The sequence below is a fragment of the Myroides sp. C15-4 genome, assembly GCF_050522745.1.
GTDB lineage: Bacteria > Bacteroidota > Bacteroidia > Flavobacteriales > Flavobacteriaceae > Flavobacterium.
The window spans coordinates 25,377-44,105 of record NZ_JBMVQX010000034.1; the positions used below are offsets into that span (position 1 = coordinate 25,377).

20 protein-coding genes are annotated in these 18,729 nt (G+C 36.0%); 8 read left to right on the forward strand and 12 right to left on the reverse strand.

Translation table 11 applies throughout. The features are described 5' to 3' along the window. Positions 1-212 precede the first annotated feature (212 nt). A complete protein-coding gene (locus ACPDHL_RS13430) occupies positions 213-713 on the reverse strand; it encodes a hypothetical protein (protein WP_430533265.1) in 501 nt (166 codons plus the stop codon). A 272-nt stretch (positions 714-985) separates the two neighbouring features. After that, a complete protein-coding gene (locus ACPDHL_RS13435; protein ID WP_430533266.1) occupies positions 986-1,498 on the reverse strand; it encodes a dihydrofolate reductase family protein in 513 nt (170 codons plus the stop codon). A 79-nt stretch (positions 1,499-1,577) separates the two neighbouring features. Between ACPDHL_RS13435 and ACPDHL_RS13440 the strand changes: the two genes are divergently transcribed. From ACPDHL_RS13440 to ACPDHL_RS13450, 3 genes are all read left to right on the forward strand, one after another. Further along, the gene (locus tag ACPDHL_RS13440) at positions 1,578-1,925 is read left to right on the forward strand and encodes a winged helix-turn-helix transcriptional regulator (protein ID WP_430533267.1); all 348 of its coding nucleotides are present in this window, start codon (positions 1,578-1,580) and stop codon (positions 1,923-1,925) included. Positions 1,926-2,189: 264 nt separating this feature from the next. Beyond that, positions 2,190-3,074: a hypothetical protein gene (locus ACPDHL_RS13445; protein ID WP_430533268.1), complete on the forward strand. Its 885-nt coding sequence runs from the start codon at positions 2,190-2,192 to the stop codon at positions 3,072-3,074. Positions 3,075-3,078: 4 nt separating this feature from the next. Next, positions 3,079-3,324 (forward strand): hypothetical protein, encoded by a 246-nt coding sequence (locus ACPDHL_RS13450; RefSeq protein WP_430533269.1) that lies wholly within the window; start codon positions 3,079-3,081, stop codon positions 3,322-3,324. A 126-nt stretch (positions 3,325-3,450) separates the two neighbouring features. On the opposite strand, the gene ACPDHL_RS13455 is transcribed toward ACPDHL_RS13450, so the two are convergent. Then, on the reverse strand, positions 3,451-4,713 hold the full coding sequence (locus tag ACPDHL_RS13455) for a chloride channel protein (protein ID WP_430533270.1): 1,263 nt from the start codon (positions 4,711-4,713) through the stop codon (positions 3,451-3,453). Positions 4,714-5,146: 433 nt separating this feature from the next. On the opposite strand from ACPDHL_RS13455, the gene ACPDHL_RS13460 reads away from it, so the two are divergent. Beyond that, complete coding sequence (locus tag ACPDHL_RS13460) at positions 5,147-5,833, forward strand: hypothetical protein (protein WP_430533271.1); 687 nt, start codon at positions 5,147-5,149, stop codon at positions 5,831-5,833. A gap of 196 nt (positions 5,834-6,029) precedes the next feature. After that, the gene (locus ACPDHL_RS13465; protein WP_430533272.1) at positions 6,030-6,167 is read left to right on the forward strand and encodes a hypothetical protein; all 138 of its coding nucleotides are present in this window, start codon (positions 6,030-6,032) and stop codon (positions 6,165-6,167) included. A 68-nt stretch (positions 6,168-6,235) separates the two neighbouring features. Here ACPDHL_RS13465 and ACPDHL_RS13470 read toward each other — a convergent pair whose 3' ends face one another. Continuing rightward, positions 6,236-6,832 (reverse strand): hypothetical protein, encoded by a 597-nt coding sequence (locus ACPDHL_RS13470; RefSeq protein ID WP_430533273.1) that lies wholly within the window; start codon positions 6,830-6,832, stop codon positions 6,236-6,238. Positions 6,833-6,976: 144 nt separating this feature from the next. After that, positions 6,977-7,993, reverse strand: coding sequence for an XAC2610-related protein (locus ACPDHL_RS13475; protein ID WP_430533274.1), 1,017 nt, complete (start codon positions 7,991-7,993; stop codon positions 6,977-6,979). A 527-nt stretch (positions 7,994-8,520) separates the two neighbouring features. On the opposite strand from ACPDHL_RS13475, the gene ACPDHL_RS13480 reads away from it, so the two are divergent. Both ACPDHL_RS13480 and ACPDHL_RS13485 read left to right on the forward strand, forming a co-directional pair. After that, positions 8,521-8,811: a hypothetical protein gene (locus tag ACPDHL_RS13480; RefSeq protein ID WP_430533275.1), complete on the forward strand. Its 291-nt coding sequence runs from the start codon at positions 8,521-8,523 to the stop codon at positions 8,809-8,811. Positions 8,812-10,038: 1,227 nt separating this feature from the next. After that, entirely contained in the window at positions 10,039-10,305 is a 267-nt protein-coding gene (locus tag ACPDHL_RS13485; RefSeq protein WP_430533276.1) for a transcriptional regulator, read from the forward strand. 89 nt (positions 10,306-10,394) lie between these two features. Here the strand turns inward: ACPDHL_RS13485 and ACPDHL_RS13490 are convergent, their stop codons facing one another. From ACPDHL_RS13490 to ACPDHL_RS13520, 7 genes are all read right to left on the reverse strand, one after another. After that, complete coding sequence (locus tag ACPDHL_RS13490) at positions 10,395-10,844, reverse strand: hypothetical protein (protein ID WP_430533277.1); 450 nt, start codon at positions 10,842-10,844, stop codon at positions 10,395-10,397. 17 nt (positions 10,845-10,861) lie between these two features. Continuing rightward, complete coding sequence (locus ACPDHL_RS13495; protein ID WP_430533278.1) at positions 10,862-11,689, reverse strand: 5'-nucleotidase, lipoprotein e(P4) family; 828 nt, start codon at positions 11,687-11,689, stop codon at positions 10,862-10,864. Positions 11,690-11,822: 133 nt separating this feature from the next. Continuing rightward, positions 11,823-12,761, reverse strand: a complete 939-nt coding sequence (cysK, locus tag ACPDHL_RS13500; RefSeq protein WP_430533279.1) for a cysteine synthase A — start codon at positions 12,759-12,761, stop codon at positions 11,823-11,825. Positions 12,762-12,781: 20 nt separating this feature from the next. Further along, on the reverse strand, positions 12,782-13,603 hold the full coding sequence (locus ACPDHL_RS13505) for a serine O-acetyltransferase (RefSeq protein WP_430533280.1): 822 nt from the start codon (positions 13,601-13,603) through the stop codon (positions 12,782-12,784). 6 nt (positions 13,604-13,609) lie between these two features. After that, complete coding sequence (locus ACPDHL_RS13510; protein ID WP_430533281.1) at positions 13,610-13,987, reverse strand: winged helix-turn-helix transcriptional regulator; 378 nt, start codon at positions 13,985-13,987, stop codon at positions 13,610-13,612. Between the two features lie 639 nt (positions 13,988-14,626). Beyond that, complete coding sequence (locus ACPDHL_RS13515; RefSeq protein WP_430533282.1) at positions 14,627-16,441, reverse strand: chloride channel protein; 1,815 nt, start codon at positions 16,439-16,441, stop codon at positions 14,627-14,629. A gap of 69 nt (positions 16,442-16,510) precedes the next feature. After that, complete coding sequence (locus ACPDHL_RS13520; protein ID WP_430533283.1) at positions 16,511-17,110, reverse strand: ACP phosphodiesterase; 600 nt, start codon at positions 17,108-17,110, stop codon at positions 16,511-16,513. Positions 17,111-17,217: 107 nt separating this feature from the next. Here ACPDHL_RS13520 and glmM point away from each other — a divergent pair, with 107 nt between their 5' ends. After that, positions 17,218-18,606 carry a phosphoglucosamine mutase gene (gene glmM / locus ACPDHL_RS13525; RefSeq protein WP_430533284.1) on the forward strand — a complete coding sequence of 463 codons (1,389 nt, stop codon included), beginning with the start codon at positions 17,218-17,220 and terminating at the stop codon, positions 18,604-18,606. Positions 18,607-18,729: the final 123 nt, after the last annotated feature.

Consider the following 18,729-nt stretch of genomic DNA (forward strand, 5'->3'; position numbering starts at 1 on the left):
TAACGCAAGTCTATATAATTTAACTATAAAAAATGTTAATTAAAATAACGGCATTTGAAATTTAATATTTAGAGGTAGAAAAGATAAAGAGAAAAGTAGTTATTTTATTCCTTTCTTTTAAACTTTGAATCAGAGGGGAATACTAGAAAAATGAAAGAACCCATAAAAAAAAGACGGATAAAGCTTACTTTCATCCGTCTTTTTTATGGCAATTAGTTAAATTCTAATTCGTAAATTTTTAGGCTAATGTAGGGTGGAACATCAGGATTAATAACATAGTTTCCATTGATGCGTTTAATCGGTTCAAAATCTTGATAGTAAAGGTAGCGCACGCCATCTACATCATAGATGCGATACTTGCGTTCAAGCATATCCAACTTGGTGTCCTTGTCAAAAAGATCATAGGGAACAAAGAAGTCCGTTTTGAAACGGTTCATATTGGAAAAAAGAGCCGAATCCTTGCCTTTGGCTGTTGTTTTTTTCAAGGCTTCTCTAAAGAATACTTTTCCTTGGTAGGCCATTTCAAAGATGTAAATCTTTTCATTTTTTACAAAATTGTCCTCAAATTGAGCTTGATAAGGACCACCCCAACCCTCAGCTTCAGCAATAAATAAAGCCTGAGCTAAGGTACTATTCGTTAGCTCTGTTTTTTTGATCGATTGACTAAATGCTGCAGATGTAGTTAAGAGTAAACATAGAAAAAGTTTTTTCATTGTAATTTTTGTTTAATTGTGTTTGAATTTGGCAAATATATTTCAAATAAATGGAAAGCATGGTTGTATTGTAACGTACAGTCAAGCGTAGTCCACTGCGAGCAACTTTTCTCATTAGCAACAGTGCTCTTTTTTGAACCAATCGTGCAGAAAAACACATGATTTTAAAATGATATAACAATTTTTACTAGAGAAGGGGCGGGCAAGGTCTCTTTTTATAAAAAGGTTGGTTGCACCATTATTTTTAGATCGTGTTATTAGGCAATAAACACCTACACCTTGGTTAAATGCAATTGAATAAATCCATTATTTAGGTGTTGTGCCACAAGTTCAAAAGTCGTATGAAGCTTGTTCTCTTGCACCAAATAACCACCATGTCCTGTGAGGATAGGGTTAATATTTAAATAGAGATCCGTTGCTAGTTCTTTATCAATAAAAGCATTGAATGTGCCCGTTCCACCTCCAATGGCTATTTCGGATACTCCCTTTGCCATAAAATGCGCAATAGCTTCCTCGGGACTAGACACAACCCTATAGCCTGTTGTTTCTTTTTTATCTGTATGTGTAGATAAAACAACAAGTTCGATTCCCATAAAGCGATCTTTAACTACTTGAGGGAAATGTTGAAAATGTTCAAATGTCTTCATGCCGATGATTAAATTGCCTACACGATGGGCGTAGTTGAGGTAAAAATCCATAGCCTCTTTTGGGAGTTGATGTGCAGGATTATCCGATACCAACACCTTGCCATTGATTGAAATATTAGCGATTACAGTAACTTTCATTTGATTAATTTTTAGATTGTTACAAATCTAGGCTACACTTATTTTATATTTGCTATGACTTACCTCGAGGATAGTAATTATGACCAATCAAAAAGAAAAGATACCCAAAGAAACCATACTGGCACTTCATGATGCCCTTGCGTTACTAAGTGGAAAGTGGAAGTTTTGCATTCTGAATAATCTGTTGCAAAACAAAACCATGCGGTTTAAAGATTTGCAAGAAAAAGCAAAGGGAATCTCCCCCAAAGTATTGACGAAAGAATTACAAGAATTAGAAGATAATCTGTTTATTATTCGAACAGTTAACCAAACCAAACCCATTACGGTGTCTTACTGCCTTACTGAACATGCACTGGAGAGTCTACCCGTTTTAGAATCCCTCATTCAATTTGGATTAACCCATCGAAATAAGATTAAAAGTAAGTGAGCTAAAGGGATATAATTAGGCGTAAAGATACATAGGCAACCTTGTTGTAAAGGAAAATTAGGAAAGGGAAATGTCTCTTTGAATGAAAAGAATTAGAAGAATAGTAAGCAATAATTTAGGTTTTAAGTATTTGATTTTTAGTGTTTTGATTTTTAATTTTAACCTGTAAGTATAAACGTCATTGACATAATAGTTTAGTGAAAAGTAGGATGTTTTTTTGAGATTTATTATTTTTGCCCCCTTTTTTAAATAAAACTAATTCCTATGAAAATGCGATTTTTAGCCTTGTTGCTAACTGTTATTACCTTCATCAGTTGTGATGATCCTTTTAAAAGACAAGATTTTTACCTATCCAATCCCACAGATGCAACCATGCAAGTCACTATCGATGACAAAGCATATACCGTAGCCCCTCAGAGCGTGGAGTTAGTAAAATTAAAATCGGGTATACACGAGTTGACATACAAGGGACAAAAACAGGTCTTCAATGTATTTCAACAAAATTCAGGCGGGATTATTAACCCTGCATTAGCACCACATTACATCTATTCGATGGTGTATGCTACAGAAGGAAACTTTGATAAGTTTGGTTCAATCCAACGTGCAATCGAAATTGATGGTGTGCCTTATGAGGACAATATCAAATCAACAAATGCCCTTTTTATTGATAACAACCTGTATCGCTGTACCTACTTCTTGGGTGAAGCTTATCCAGAAGAACAAATTACCTACAATAAAAATACAGTTGGAAACTTTTTTAATAAATTCTTTACTAAAGCTGAATTTATTGCGTTTTACGACGAAGCAGTTGTAGCAGAAGAAAGAGGATTTCACGAACAAAGTCGCGTGGAAAATGGGACGTGTACCATTACAGAACCTAGTATGCCTGTGGCTTTAGTAATTCCCGATGTACCACAAGAAGAGGTAATCGCTTCGTACAAAAAAGAAGTGGAACTCGTAGAAGAATTCAGAAAATCAACGGACGCAGCAAGACAAAAAGCCATTCAAAAAGAGCTGTTTGATTTATCTATGAGTCGTTCTAAATTAGATATTAATTACAGTAAATTGACAACGGAACAAAATCAATCGATGAATGATTTTGTACACGCCAGTGGAAGAATTTCCGGTGCTGGAATTATCGAATTGTAAGTAAATGTTGGAGAGAGGAGAAGGGAATGGTTTACAGCTAACGGTTAATCAGTTGACAGTAAACTGTTCTTATTTAGATGATTTTCCTTTCATCGTATCAGTACTGTTGCTTTACTATTTGCACTATGGCGGATGCCTAGGATGCGACCTTTCTCCTTTCTTTAGTCAGGATGGCGTAAATGGGGAGCATATTACTATTTTTAGGGTGAGACCATCAGTAGAGAATTTTTTTCTTTTATTAGAAAAATAAGTAATATGACCTTGTTCTGCTGACGAAGGAAGCATCGCATCGGTCAATCTATCTTTACTAAAAAAAGCATGTAAAAGCGTATTATTTCGTCTTCTACATGCTTTTTTTTAAGGGTATAGGGGATGCTTATTTTTTAGCTAGATAAAAATCGTACGTATACACATTGTAAGGAAGGATCAGCTTAGCAAAGTATTTAGCAGTAAAACTACCCAAGAGCAGTGGAATAAACAATTGATAGCCATTGGGTACTAAGTTACACGCGAGAATCAATGCCGTTAAAGGAGCATAAATAGAGGCAGATAAGGTTGCAGCGGCACCGACCAGAGCAAAATTGAGTGGGATGAGTTGCAAATCAAAGTAGGTATTGCCTAGGTGCGCAAACAACAGTCCTAAAAAGGCGCCAGCAACAATACTCGGTGCAAATACACCACCGTCACCGCCTGCACCCAGCGTTAGGGAAGCAGCAAAAGGTTTGAGTAAAATAAGAAGACCAAGGCTATATAAAGTGATCGTTGCTTGAGGGTGAAGGGCTTCCTTTAACCCGTGGTAACTATCACCATAGAGAACTGGAAATAAAAAAATAAATAGTCCAACCGAAAGGGCACCGAGATTCACGCGTAAAAAGTTATTGTTGATGTTACCAAATAGCTTTTTGATTCGAGTAACTAGTAGCGTAAAGTAAACGGATAATAATCCTCCAAGAAGGCTTACTAAGATAAAGAAAGGAATCGCCTGTGTATGCCATCCTGTAACTTGAAACGAAAGCAACGGTTGATACTGAAACAAGACAATAAATCCCCAAGCGAGTAGGGCAGAAGTCCCACAACTGATCCACAGCGATTTACTCGTTTTTCTGGCAATTACTTCTAAGGCAAAGAGAAAACCCGCAAGTGGGCTCCCAAACAAAAGAGAAACACCCGCAGTAACACCCGCACAAATGAGTTCTCTTTTAAAGGCATTTGCCGTAAAGTGCTTCGTGTGGATACTATTACCTACAGTAGCTGTTGCAACTACAGAAGATACCTCAATACCCGTAGAACCTCCCGTCGCAACCGTTAAAAACCCATTGAGTAAATGAGAAGGGATCTTGAAAAAAGGCAAGTGATCCTTGCGTTGATCCAGTGTTTTATAAATCTCTGTAATTCCCTTATTCTTTCGACCTTTGAAAAGGAATTTTCTCAAAAAATAGATGGTCGTAATACCAATAGTAGGCAGCAAGATAAATAATAGTTTTTGGGTGTTGTTTACCTTTTCAAATAGTAATTCTTCTGCATGTTCAGTTGCCTGTTGGGTTAGAAATACAAGTAGTAAACTACATAAACTAACAAATGCCGAAGCGAGAACCAATTTAATTAGGTTGTGGTAGGTGATTTTTTTTCTTTTATACATGATATACGTGTGGTAAAGATCAAGCGATCTCTAGCCTATTTTAAGTGTAACCTTTCGTGATTTACAGCCACAAGGGGAGAAAAAAGGTGATGTAAAAGTATTAAAAAATAAAAAAATAAGCTGTTAATTCACGTTATTTTTAAAATCAGTTGACAGCTAAAATCACACAAAATAAAAGATGAGAAGATGAGATGGAGTGATCTAACTAAGAACAGTCTAACAAACCGTGCGAACCTGAAAAAAGAAATTACATTACATTATCAAATAGGAGCAACTTAGTTCATATAGAAAACAAATATTTTCTTACAGAAAGATCCGATTACTTTTTATTATTATTTCTCTTGTAGTACATTCGTACGAGCAAGTTTTAAAAGTGAAAATGTAGAATTTGTTAGAACAATACATGTAAACCATACTATATACTAGAAAAGCGATGAAAAAACAATGGATCTTTTTATTTGTCTTGTGTACCCTAACGGCCTTGGGGCAGGTAGAGCGCAAAAACAAGCCAACCGATTTTTTACCTGAAGGTTATGCCGTGATGCAAACGCTTACCGGAGATTTAAACAAAGACGGGATCGAAGACTGTGTTCTACTTATTAAAGGAACAGACGAGGAAAATAAAGTTACAGATGAGTATCGTGGTGATCTTGATCTCAATCGTAGGGGGATTATTATTTTGTTTCAGAAAGAGGGGAAATATGAATTAGCCCTGAAAAACGAAACCTGTTTTTCTTCTGAATATGAAGATGGTGGGGTTTATTTTGCACCAGATTTATCCGTTTCTCTAACCAAAGGCAATATTTACCTTCACTATGCACATGGTCGTTATGGTTATTCGAGCTATACCTTCCGCTATCAACAAGGAGACTTTGAACTAATTGGATACGATAGTGCTTATCGCAGTAATTTTATTTCCGACTGGGTAGCATTTGATGAAAAGAGTGTCAATTTTTCAACAAAGAAAAAGTTAGTCAAAGAAATCATAAAAATCAGTGATTCGGGTAAGGAAACATATAAAGAAATATGGACGGATTTACAAGTAGATAAACGGGCTAAGCTTTCAGAAATAAAGGATTTTGATGATTTTAGTGCTAGTGACTACTACAAAGATAGGTAGTTTTTTGAAGTATTCTTCTTTAGTATGAGTAGACTAAAAAACATTGTAAAAGATAAAAGCTACAGAATGAATGGGTACAATTGCCTAAGGCAACAGTTTTAGTGCGTAAAAAGAAGGTTGTCTACAAAAAAAGAAAGGGATGTGCTTCAATTGTATTATTTTTGTTGTTCATTACACCTGAAAATAAAAATAAAATATGGGCAGAAATACCCCCGCCAATCGCCAAATTGTAAAGGACAAATTGGCGAAGAAAAAGCAAAAAGAACAGGAGGCAGTAGCCAAGCGCAAAGCACTTTTAAAAGAAATTGTCAACCAAATGGCAAATAAAAAATAAAGGTTATAAAAAAGATCTTGGGAGTATACTCAAGATCTTTTTTATTGTCAATCATCAAGAGAATGATGTTACATATGGGCTAAGGCCCAAGAGGCGACTGTTGCTTTGATTTGTGGATCAGTAAACGTTTGTTCAAGCATGCGCTGTCTTTTCTTTTTGTTTTTCGGTAACTCGTAAAAGCGATCCTTATAGCCAATTACAATATTGTATCGGTCAATCGTTTTCTTGTCAAAGGTGATATAATTGTCGTAAAAGGTAAGTCCGTTGACTTGATCTATTTCGCGAAAAAGCGTTTCCCTATAAGGAAAAATGCGAAAGAGTCGAAGTTCAACTTGATCAGCATTGATTAACGTGATTTGCGTGAGATTTGTATTGCGAAGACTGTATTGCGTTTTTGTACTTTTATCCTCGACATTATTGTTGCGCACCTGTAGTGAATCCATAACCAAGCGTTCATCCTTGTAGACCAATTGCCCTTTTAAAGTAGCATTCAAAGTAATATTCAAACGTTTGTTTTTGGCATAGTTGCCTAAATAAGCTGGGTTTCCCGCCTGAAATAAAGCGGAAAGACCAGAAACTTGGGCTTGTATTCCCAGCGTAGCAAACAACATAAAAAGTAGCACAATGAATTTGTTATAGGTCGAATTAATCTTTTTGTTTATCATAGTAGGTGACAGTAAAGCATATGAAAGTAAGAAACAAACAATAGATAACAAAATAAATGTTTATAAAATAAGGGGTTACAACAGCAAATAGTATCCATAGCTCCAGGCAGAGCAGAACAGTTAAATTGCACTACCTTCTTCTGCTTACTCAAATGTTTTTACTACCTGTTTGCCATATTGGGCCTCAAAAGCCGTAGGCGTAATTAAAAGCGTTTCCCCATTGACATAGTTAAAATATTCTGCCCAATCATCATTTGGATCAGGAAATAGGGCCGCATGGTATATCTTGCGCAACCACCCTTGATGATACTGATAAAGACTGCGATGTATTTCATTATACTCCGTATGAAAGTAAAGCAGTTGTTTTCTGAAATTAGTGGTAAATGGGGGAGAGTTGAGATGACTGTATTGCTCATTTTCAACATAGTTTTTGTTCGTTGGATCATAGGTGAAATAAGCGTATTTACTAGGTAATGAATGGAAAGTACACAGATCTAAATAACCGTCAAAATTGTAATCTTCGATATACAAGTCGAATTTATCAACGATCTCTGTTTCCCAAAATTGGGATTCAATAGGGATGATTCGCTTGTGTTGCTGTTGATCAATTTCTTCAATTTGACTGATGTAATAGGTATTAGAAGCATAAGATTTTTCGGTTGCCAATACGCGGTATTGCTTCTTCGCATAACTTTTGCCTTTGGGGTTTACCATCGTGAAAGGGAGGGACTCACCAGTGCTACTATTGGTCCAATATCCGGTAACTTCTCCCTTGTTGTAATCGAATATCCCTTTGAAAGTATTACCTGATTCTTCCGTAAACTCTACGTAGTTGTCTTTTATTTTACCTTCAATTTTTAGGAGCTCTTCGTATTTTAAATAGTAATAAGAACCTGAAATACGATCATTTAATACTTGTAAATTTAGGTCAAAAGCAAATCGATTGTCAATTTTTCCTGTAAAGTGATAGGTATAATAGGCATTGACTTCTTTCCATCCTTTTTTTAAGGATTCTCCTTCTTGATCTTGTTTGGCAATAGCTGGATTAGTAGTGAACGCTTGTGTTGTTTGTAGAGACAGATTTGTTGGATGCGTTTTTTCTACACAAGAAATAGTAAATTGCCAGAAGCACAACAAACTGATAATCATTTTCTTTTTCATTTTTTCAATTTTTTTGTACAAACAAAACTAATCCCTTTTTGAAGGGGGGACTTATCCTTTTTATCCCTCTATTACAATGTTTCTTCTAAAGAAATACTTTGGTGTGTTGTTTGTTGGTAATGAGGTGGTTAGGTTGTTTTCGTTAAAGTAAATAATAGAAGAAAATAGAACAGGAAGAAGAAGCCCAGTAAAAAAGAAGTAAATAGTTCAAGTTAGAAATCGTTTGGAAAGAAAACAAGGTGCAAATTTTGTACTTAAGTTGGGAAATGAATGACACAAAAAGATAGTCTAGGCTATCTTTTTGTGTTTGGATAATAAAAAAAAGTGTAATCCACTTTGGTTTAAAAAAGTTAAAAATTGATTCTTTGAATGTAGTCTTGTGTTTTGTTTGGTTATTTAACATTTGTGTTGGTTATATTTGAAAAATAAGATATTTATGAAAGGGAAAAGATTAGCAGGAAGAATAGGGGACTGGTTTACCTTCACTACACAGGCTAGATTCAGGATTAATTTTTAAACAGCATCACATGAAGAGTTTATTTGCATCATTGAGTTTGCCTATAGGCATTATTTTTCTTGTTATTCTCGCTTTGTTTTCTAGTAGTAGAGAGCAAAAGATTAATCGCAAGGAAGAGGGGAAAATTCTGCCGAGAAAAAGAATAAAAAAAGATTCACTTTTGATGAGAAACGCAGGTAAGAAAAAGAACCTTCTGAAGGAAAATACACCTTTTTGTTCCACGGTGATAATGCAAGAGTTTTTGAAGTGGGATAGTTTGACTAATCCAGAAAACAGAAGTAAAAAGAGAGGGAATAGCTAGGTAGTTTAGTGAGCTAAGGTGTCCCTAGACAAGTTGATGCTATTCTTGGCAACTAGTAGAATAAAATAAAAAGCCTATTCCCCTGTTTCAAGTAAGAATTTGCGTCTCCCAAAACAAATCTTTATTGAGCAGTGAAATAGGCATAAGAAACTGTACGTTTGCGAAATTTATTGCGCAATGACGTATAAAAAGAGGTGATTTATATTTCTACTGACTCAAAAGGATCTCAACGTTACATCTCGTTTTAGCTTTAAAAAAGAGCAAGTTGAGGTCGATTTCGTATACATTTTTGGCCATTTAGTTGAGGTCAGTGTGTTGCGTGTTAGTTTTTAAAGGTTAAACAATTATTTATACATAGTGGTTGGGTTCGAAGTTTTAGTTGTTTGTTATCCCTGCTCAAAACGAATATTTTGAACAGGAATAAGTAAAACAAATCTGAGCGATATACCACACGTATTCCAATACGTTGCCCCAGGGTGAATGGAAATGTGATATATGAGATAACTAGCAGGCGTCCATATAGTGAGCCTTCTTTAAGGATATAGTATAGTTAGTCGGTAAAATAATACGTGCAAGTACTATTAATGTTGAATATATAAGCAATAAACTTTACACGCTTAGTTGTATTCTAATGACCAAAAGGGAGACAAAGGTCAAGATATGTTGTAAACGCAATACCAAATATTGCGCTTGGCTTTTAAAGGATAGTCCAGTTTGTCTGCTGAACTATCACAAAATGTACCTCAACGTGAATAAACTGTTTATTGACGGTTTTCTTTGGATTAAAACAAGAAAGGTTTTATTTTTAGCATGTGAACTCTATCAAACAAAACAAAATTTCAAGTTTTTACGGCCATTGCTTTAATTACCGCTATTCCAGTTTTTTATTGAGGGCAGTAAGGAAGGTGAATCCCTTACAGCAATGGTAAAAAAGAAAGCTCTATTTCTTTTTTACCTGACAAACACAAATCAAACAAATCAATGGAGCTAAATCCGTTGCTTTGGCTAACACAGCGTTTGATCAAAGAGACAAGATCAACACAATCGCTTCGTCTATTTTTTGTCTGAGGATCGTAACTATATATAAAAGACTTGGATAGAACCGAAAGAGATTATATGCCTCTAGTAAGAGAGGGGAATCTTGTGTTTGATAGATCAAAGATAAAAAAAAGATTTAAAAGTGCGTGCTATCGAACGCATTTTTTTTAAAATTAACTCAATTGCTATATGGAAGATATTAGTGTTAAAATATGTGCTTTTATTTATGAAGAGTGGATGCTAAAAGAAAAATCTCAACGCTCTTTTGCAAAAAAATTTTTGATCGATGAAAGCGTAGCTAGAAAAATGAAAAAAGTGGCTTTGAGTCGGGGAACAATTTCCTATGATATTCCCTTATCTACAATTCAACATATTTGTACAGCTAAATCCATTAGTTTTGTTGCTTTTTTTCGCTTAATTGAGTCCTATCAAAGTAAAGGAGGAAGTAAGGGGTAAATGGACAGGAAAATCACCTGTGTATATTCGCTTAAGAAGATAATCCTAACGCATAAAAAAAGCCTTCAGATTCTGAAGGCTTTTTTATTTTATTTTCTCAAGTAAGTTACCGTAACAGGAAGGTTTGCACCTCTCATGTCAATGTCATATTCAACAGTTAACACTTTTTCTGTTACCTCTTTGATTTCTCTTTTTGTATGTCTAGCATCTTCGCTTGTCCAAGTAATTACTTTGTTGTTGATTGTTCCTTGAACAGTTGGTTGCACTCCACTTTGTTTCTTTGTTTCCGTTAGTGTTGCTTTGTCTTTGGTCAATACCATAACATCTTCGATCACTGCATCTGGTCCAGGAAATTCTTTAAATTTGTGTTTCATTAAAGTCCCTCCGTTAGGCCCAGGAATAGTATACGATAATTCGTCTGTTACCCATTCTCCTACATAATCACCTTCGTTGCGTTTTACGGTATTGTCATCACTTGAACAACTACCAAATGCAAATGGCAAGGCTAAAAAAGCACAAATAGCTACTAATTTTTTCATTTTGTCGCGTTATTAATTTATTTTTTGTTGGATTCAAAGCCCCTTACACTTTTGTTGTATAGGTCGTCTTTTTCTTCAGTTGTCAGATTGCGTTTATACTGCAATAGGGCAGATTCCCAATCGCCATAGCCAGTATTAGGTAAAATAATGAATCGCTTGCCAAATAACGCTTGGTTATTTTTTACATTTTGCAAGCGTTCCTCCTGTGTTTTCTTGTCAAAAGCTGTTGAGAAATCGGACAAGTTATCCCCTAAAAGCATGACAATTTCATGGGTTTCGCTTAATTTTTGACGTCTTGTTTCTTTGCTTGATTCTGTCGTGCGAACAATAACATGTTGTTCATCAGCAAAAGGGTAGTTGTATTTTTTCAAGTTTTTCATGGTACCCGCTTTGTCATTTTGTGTACGATTGGTAATATAGTACACTTCAATTCCCTTTGAAGCTGCATAGTTGAAAAATTCTAAACTGCCTAATAGGGGTAGAGCATCTCCTTTTGATGTCCATTCATTCCACGTTTCTTCACTAAATATTTTTCCTTGACGCGCCATTTCAACTGCATAAGGAGAATTATCTAAAAAGGTTTCGTCTATATCTGTAACAATAGCGAGTGGTTTGTCAAAAGACTGCGTTAAGAGTTCATCTACGCGCAACGTGGCAATATTAAAAGCTTGTGCAGCTAAAGCTTGATATTCAGCTGCATTTTGTTGAAAAACGGCAGCGTATAATTTACCATTTACTTCAATTTGATGTAAAGGGTTGTTTGTTGAAGTAACTTGACTTGAAGGGATTGTTTTACACGCAGATAAAACAACTAGTCCTGCAAGAAGAAAAGTTCTTTTTAACATATTTTAATTTTACTGTTTATTAAGCTACAAAAATACAACATAAAATTAGAATAGCCACTTTTCTCCAAGAGAAGCTTAAATACAAAAAAACCTTTCAAAATGAAGTTGAAAGGTTTTTGTATGAGGACTGTGATTATTCTTTGTATTCTGCTGCTTTTTCGTCAAATAGATCATCAACAGACCAATAGCGTTCTCCTGTATCGTAATTAAAGGTTAGAATTGTTGCTCCTGCTTCAATTTCAGGAAGTTTATGCGCAATAGCAGCAAGTGAGGTTCCCGTTGAGATTCCCGCTAAAATTCCCTCTTCTCTTGCAATGCGATTGGTGTAGTCAAAGGCTTCGTCTTTATCGATGGTAATAATACCGTCAAAAATAGCTGTATTAACTACTTTAGGAATGAAACCTGCTCCAATTCCCTGTAATGGGTGAGGTCCTGGTTGTCCACCGCTTAAAACTGGAGAATTCTTAGGTTCAACAGCATATACTTTTAGGTTGGGAAATTTTTCTTTCAACACTTCTGCTACACCTGTAATATGTCCTCCTGTTCCAACACCCGTAATTAGATAATCAATTCCTTCTGGGAAGTCATTGATGATTTCCAACGCTGTAGTTTTACGGTGAATCTCAGGGTTAGAGAAATTGTTGAATTGTTGAGGTACCCATGCATTGTCCATTTGCTCGGCCAATTCAGTAGCTTTAGCAACAGAACCCGCTGTACCTAATTCTCTTGGTGTAAGAACGAATTTAGCACCAAATGCTGCCATCAATTTTCTTCTTTCAATACTCATGGACTCTGGCATAACCAAAATTAATTGATATCCTTTAACAGCACAAACCATTGCCAAACCAACTCCTGTATTTCCAGAAGTAGGTTCAATAATCGTTGTGTTTTTATTGATTATACCTTTGGCTTCTGCATCTTCAATCATCGCTAAAGCAATGCGATCTTTTAAACTTCCTCCTGGATTTTGCTTTTCTAATTTGATCCATACATTGTGTGTTGCAGGGAAGAGTTTATTAATTTTTACGTGGGGTGTACGCCCAATTGTTTCTAAAATTGTCGTTGCTTTCATAATATTAATTTTTTGTGCTGTTATATAATAAAATTGATAGGTTCGGGGTATTTATCTGTGTATTTTGAATAAACTTTACTCTTGCTATAGATTATAGAATGAGGAGCTACGCTTTTGGTTAACCAAACGTTCCCCCCAATGACAGAGTCGTGACCAATTATCGTATCACCGCCTAAAACGGTTGCTCCCGAATAGATCACCACATGGTCTTCAATATAAGGATGACGACGAGTATTTGCTTTGTCTTTTGAAACAGAAATCGCACCCAACGTAACCCCTTGATAAATTTTAACATGGGAGCCGATTACACAGGTCTCTCCAATTACAATACCTGTACCGTGGTCAATACAAAAATGAGAACCTATGCTCGCAGCTGGGTGAATGTCAATGCCGGTTTTGTTGTGGGCATATTCAGTCCAAATACGCGGTAAAAGTCGTACCTGTTGCATTTGCAATTGATGTGCAAAGCGATAAATTGCGATCGCATAGAATCCTGGATAGGCAATGTGAACTTCTTGTAAACAAGTAGCAGCAGGATCATTCTCTAAAATAGCTGTCGCATCTGTGTTCAACAAGGTGTAAATTGTGGGTAATGCCTCAAAGAAATCACGGGCAATTTGATGTGATCGATCCTCGTTATTGTTAATGCTAAATAGGATGGAAACCAATTCATTCTTTAACGTATTTAATCGAATATTAATGGCTTGTTCGGAGTGATAGCGCTTATCTTCTAATTGAAATAAGAAGTGAAAAAGGGTATCCGTAAAGTTCTCCATTCTCTTTTTATCTAAAAAAGCGGTTGTACTTTCGTTTTTTTGTACTAATTCTTGAATAAAATCCATATAGCCTTAGATGTTTATAGTTAAGAAATGATTGATTTCGTGTTTATTTTTATGTGTTAATTCAGTGGCTTTTCTCGGAAGTTTACCCTCTCCCCAATGTGCAAGTGCTTCTAATACAGGAAGTAAAGATCGCCCTTTACTAGTCAATTGATAGGCTATGATCACTGGTGTTTCCGTGATAATTCGTTCAATGAGATCTAATTGTTCCAATGCTTTTAATTCGGTAGTCAACATCTTACTGCCAATCTTGGGAATCTTTTGTTGCAAGGTAGAATAGCGGGCACGCTCCATTTGAAAGAGTGCATTCAATAAGGGCATACGCCATTTACCACTAATCGTGTTAAGCGTATATTGAATGCTGTCTAAAGGTATTGTGATGGACATTTTTTTAGTTTCTTTTTAGAAAGTTACTTCCTTTTGGGAAAGCTAATGTAGTCAAAAGCACCCAATACACAAACAGCTTAACTTTTTTTTAGTATATATATCTACTAAATGTGACAAAATATAGTTTTTTTAGTATTTTAAATATACTCTTTGAGAAGAAAGGGTATCTTTTTGGGATAATAATTGTTAAAAGGAGAGGGGTGACTAGAGCGATTCAATAAATTAATCAGTATCTTTGAATGAAGAAAGTGTGAGGGCTATACTAGTCCTTCATTGAGAATGAATAGTTCTTTGTGTGTTTGTTTTGAAATAGATTTATTTTAAGATTTCTTTTGAGCGGCTACTTGTAAGGAATTTGGTTTTGTTGTTTTGTTGTTCTATTTCAAATGGGAAAGTAACAGATACAAAGATACTATAATGCTGGAGGGTGCCTCGAAACAGGCACTCTCTATTATTTTACTACCTGGGTAAGAGAAGACAGGTACATAAATCGAACTACTTAGTATGCTTAAGTCATACGATCTAATAACCTTTACGAATCGCGCAGAAGCACCTTATTTAGTCCCCAACCTTTGCTTTTGCGTCTGATCGTATGGGAACTCTACTTTTTTTGTTTTTACTTCGTTGATCTTGAGGTGGTTAATTAATGGATAGCGATTTTAGATTGTTTCTATAGGCTTCTAAAATATCTGCTTTTAAGATATAACCTACGTATTTATGGTCTTGTTGCACCAGTAAAAAATCAGCTTTTTTCAAGTCAAATTTATTGACCATGTGTTTGGTACTATCTGTATATGAAACAGTGATTGGCTCTTCAATCAGATCAGCGATTGGGGTGAATTTCGTTTGGAATGCACTGAATACAATAGGGCGAACGTGGTTGAGGTTAATTACACCTAATAGTTTATGATCGTCGTTAATAACAGGGATGAATTCCTGTTGGGTTTGCGTAAAGATTGTCACAGCATCTTGTGTGGTCTGTGTTGATTTTAAAAGATGGATATCATTGCGAATATAATCGTGTACGTTGATGGTTGACAGAATATTAGAATCCTTGTCAGACGTAAAAACCATCCCTGTTTCGGCAATTGATTTAATGTCCATGGAATATTTTTCCATGTTTTTGGCAATGGCAAAACTTATGGATGATACAATAAGTAGGGGAACCATCAGGCCATATCCTCCAGTTATTTCGGCAATTAGGAAAATACCTGTCAAAGGAGCGTGAAATAATCCACTGATAACACCTGCCATTCCTACAACGGTGAAGTTGTGAATGGGAATGTCTTTTACCCCCAGGAGGGAGAAGAATTTAGCTAAGGTAAATCCGAGATAAGAACCGACAAATAGAGAAGGAGCGAAGTTTCCTCCATTTCCTCCACTTCCCATAGTTAATCCCACCGCAAACGTTTTCACTAGCGCAGCTCCAGCAACAAAGAGTAAAAGTACCCATTCATTGGTTGAAAAATTGCGTAATAAGGTGTTGTTTAGGATGGTCTCTGGATGATCGCCTGCGAGTATTTTGATACTTTCATATCCTTCTCCAAAGAGCGTGGGAAATAAAAAGATTAAAACGGCTAACATCGTTGCGCCAATCAGCGCTTTTTTATAAATGTGATTGGTGAATTTTGAGATATAGGCTTCTGTTTTCCTAAACATACGCGCGTGATAGACACAGAAAAATCCAGCAAGAATACCCAAAACAACGTAATATCCAGTATTATAGGTGTCAAAAACAAGTTGTTTCTTGAAGGAAAGTAAGATGTCTTCTTTGATCATGAGGTTGGTTACAATTGTTCCAGTTGCTGAAGCAATCATAATGGGAATAAAGGCGGAAACGGTAATATCCGCTAAGACAATTTCAATAGCAAAGAGTACACCGGCAATTGGTGCATTAAAAGCAGCAGAGATTCCCGCTGCAACCCCACAACCTAAAAGTAAAATGCGGTCTTTGTAACTGAGTTTGTAATTCTGAGCAAAATTAGATCCAAATGCTGCTCCAGTAATCGCAATAGGGGATTCTAATCCCAAGGATCCTCCCATACCAACAGTTAGGGAACTGGTGACAATTTGAGAGTACATCTGCTTCTTAGGCATGATACCTGAACGCTTTGCCACAGCAATCATAATTTGATAGGTTCCCTTTTCAATACTGCCATTTAAAAATTTACGCACAACAAATACGGTTAGTAAAATTCCGATAATGGGCAAAATACTATTGGTATAGGGCAAGTGAGAGATGTTGTCGATGTACGTAGCAAATTGAAATACCGCATGGGCAAATGACTTCAATACAGTTACTGCGATGGCACTCGATGCACCTACTAGCACACAGGATAAATACAAAAATTGGCGATCCGAAAGGATCGATTTTAAAAAAAATAAAATACCTTCTGCATACCGAAAGGTTTGCTTAAAATAGAATGCAATACGTTTTTTATTCCAAATTTTCATCTTGCAAAAATAGCCTAAATAGTCATATAAAAGGAGACGTCGTACATATTTTTTTATGCTAAAAAGAGTTTAAATAGTAGTAAAACGAGGGGAATGTTGAACGAAAGCAACATAGGTTTCCAATTCTTTGAAAAATCGTATAAAATCCTTTTCTAAGATGTTATAGTACGCTTCAAGCTCAACAGTAGCCTTTGACATCTTAGAAACGCCCTTCGTTCTGCGGTCCATTTGGTAGAGAATATACCCCAACCCCTCGATAGATTCATAACAGGTAAACCAATCCTCTTGAATCATAATCGGTAAAAAATTTTGAATTTTTTCAGGTAAAACAGCAAAATTAGCTTCTAAGGTAGCATAGAATTGCGCTGCATAATCCGCAAGAGGAACCGCATGATAGTCAGACCAGTTTTTGGCGAGAAAATGGTCGTAGTACATATCAATAATTACCGCAGCATAGTGATTATAAGCCGGGACGAGTAATTTCTTATTTTCACGCCAAATGGGATGGGTATCGGTAAAAGTATCTATTTCTCGATGCAATAGAATACCATGTTGGATGGCTTTTGGAAATTCTAGGTATTGTTTACCGCGAACACTGTCCGCTATAAAATTGCCAATGGCCTTTTCTTGGTCTGATCCTGATAAATATACATGTGCTAAAAAATTCATTGCTTCGCTTTACTTTCAAATTTACGGTTTTTTAGTTTAGTATTTGAAAGTATAAGCGATTGAATTGTTTTATATTTGTTCTTGTAGAAGAATAAAAAAAAGATACTATGACGTTGATAAAATCAATCTCAGGAATAAGAGGAACAATTGGAGGGAAAGTTGGTTTTAACCTCACTCCAGTTGACGCAGTTAAATTTGCTTCTGCTTATGGAACGTTCATTAAGAACCAAGCAGGAAAAGAACAAGTAAAAGTTGTAATAGGACGCGATGCGCGTTTATCGGGTCCGATGATTCACAACTTGGTGGTATACACTTTAGTAGGGTTGGGAATTGATGTAGTGGATTTAGGATTGTCTACCACGCCAACGGTAGAAATTGCCGTTCCCATGGAACAAGCAGATGGCGGAATTATTCTAACGGCTTCGCATAATCCAAAACAGTGGAATGCGCTAAAATTACTCAATGCAAAAGGAGAATTTTTGAGTGGAGCTGAAGGAGAGGAAATCTTGGACATCGCAGAAAAAGATGCCTTTATTTTTGCTGAAGTTGACCGTTTAGGAACGATTACTTCGAGAACAGATTATATGGATATTCACATTGACGAGATCTTAAAATTAAAATTAGTCGATGTAGAAGCTATTAAAAAACGCCAATTTAAGGTGGTGGTTGATGGTGTAAACTCTTCTGGAGGAGTAATTATCCCCGCTTTATTGAGAAAATTAGGTGTAGAAGTAGTGGAACTGTACTGTGATCCAACCGGACATTTTCCGCACAATCCAGAACCGTTAAAGGAACATTTACAAGATATCTGCGCTTTGGTAAAAGCAGAAAGAGCAGATTTAGGTATTGTGGTAGATCCCGATGTTGATCGCTTAGCTTTTATCTCTAATGATGGTGAAATGTTTGGTGAAGAATATACCTTGGTCGCTGTAGCAGATTATGTGTTGAGTAAAACGCCTGGAAATACAGTGTCAAACTTATCTTCTTCTCGTGCTTTGAGAGATGTAACCGTAAATAGAGGAGGGAATTACCAAGCTGCTGCTGTTGGCGAAGTCAATGTAGTGGAACTTATGAAAGCAACAAATGCTGTAATTGGAGGAGAAGGAAATGGCGGAATCATCTATCCTGAAACGCATTATGGACGCGATGCCCTAGTTGGTGTAGCGCTTTTTTTAACGCATTTAGCCAATCAAACGCTAACTGTAGCTGAATTAAGAGCGACTTATCCGCAGTATTATATGAGCAAAAATAAAATCGAATTGACGCCGAAATTAAACGTCGATATGATTTTAGAATTAATCGCAGAAAACTATAAAAATCAAGAAGTTACTACGATTGATGGGGTGAAAATAGACTTCCCTACGAGTTGGGTACACTTGAGAAAATCAAATACAGAGCCGATTATTCGCATTTATACCGAAGCGCCAACGCAAGACGAAGCTGATGGTTTAGCGGGTCGTATGATAGAAGAATTAAAGGTGATTGCTGGAATTTAATTGGAGATTGGTGAATGGTGAGTAGTAAGTAAGTAGTAAGTGGTATTCACCATTCACCATGTACGTCCCTGACATAGGTTGACCATAAAAATTCAATTTTCCTATGAAAGTCAACGTTCAACA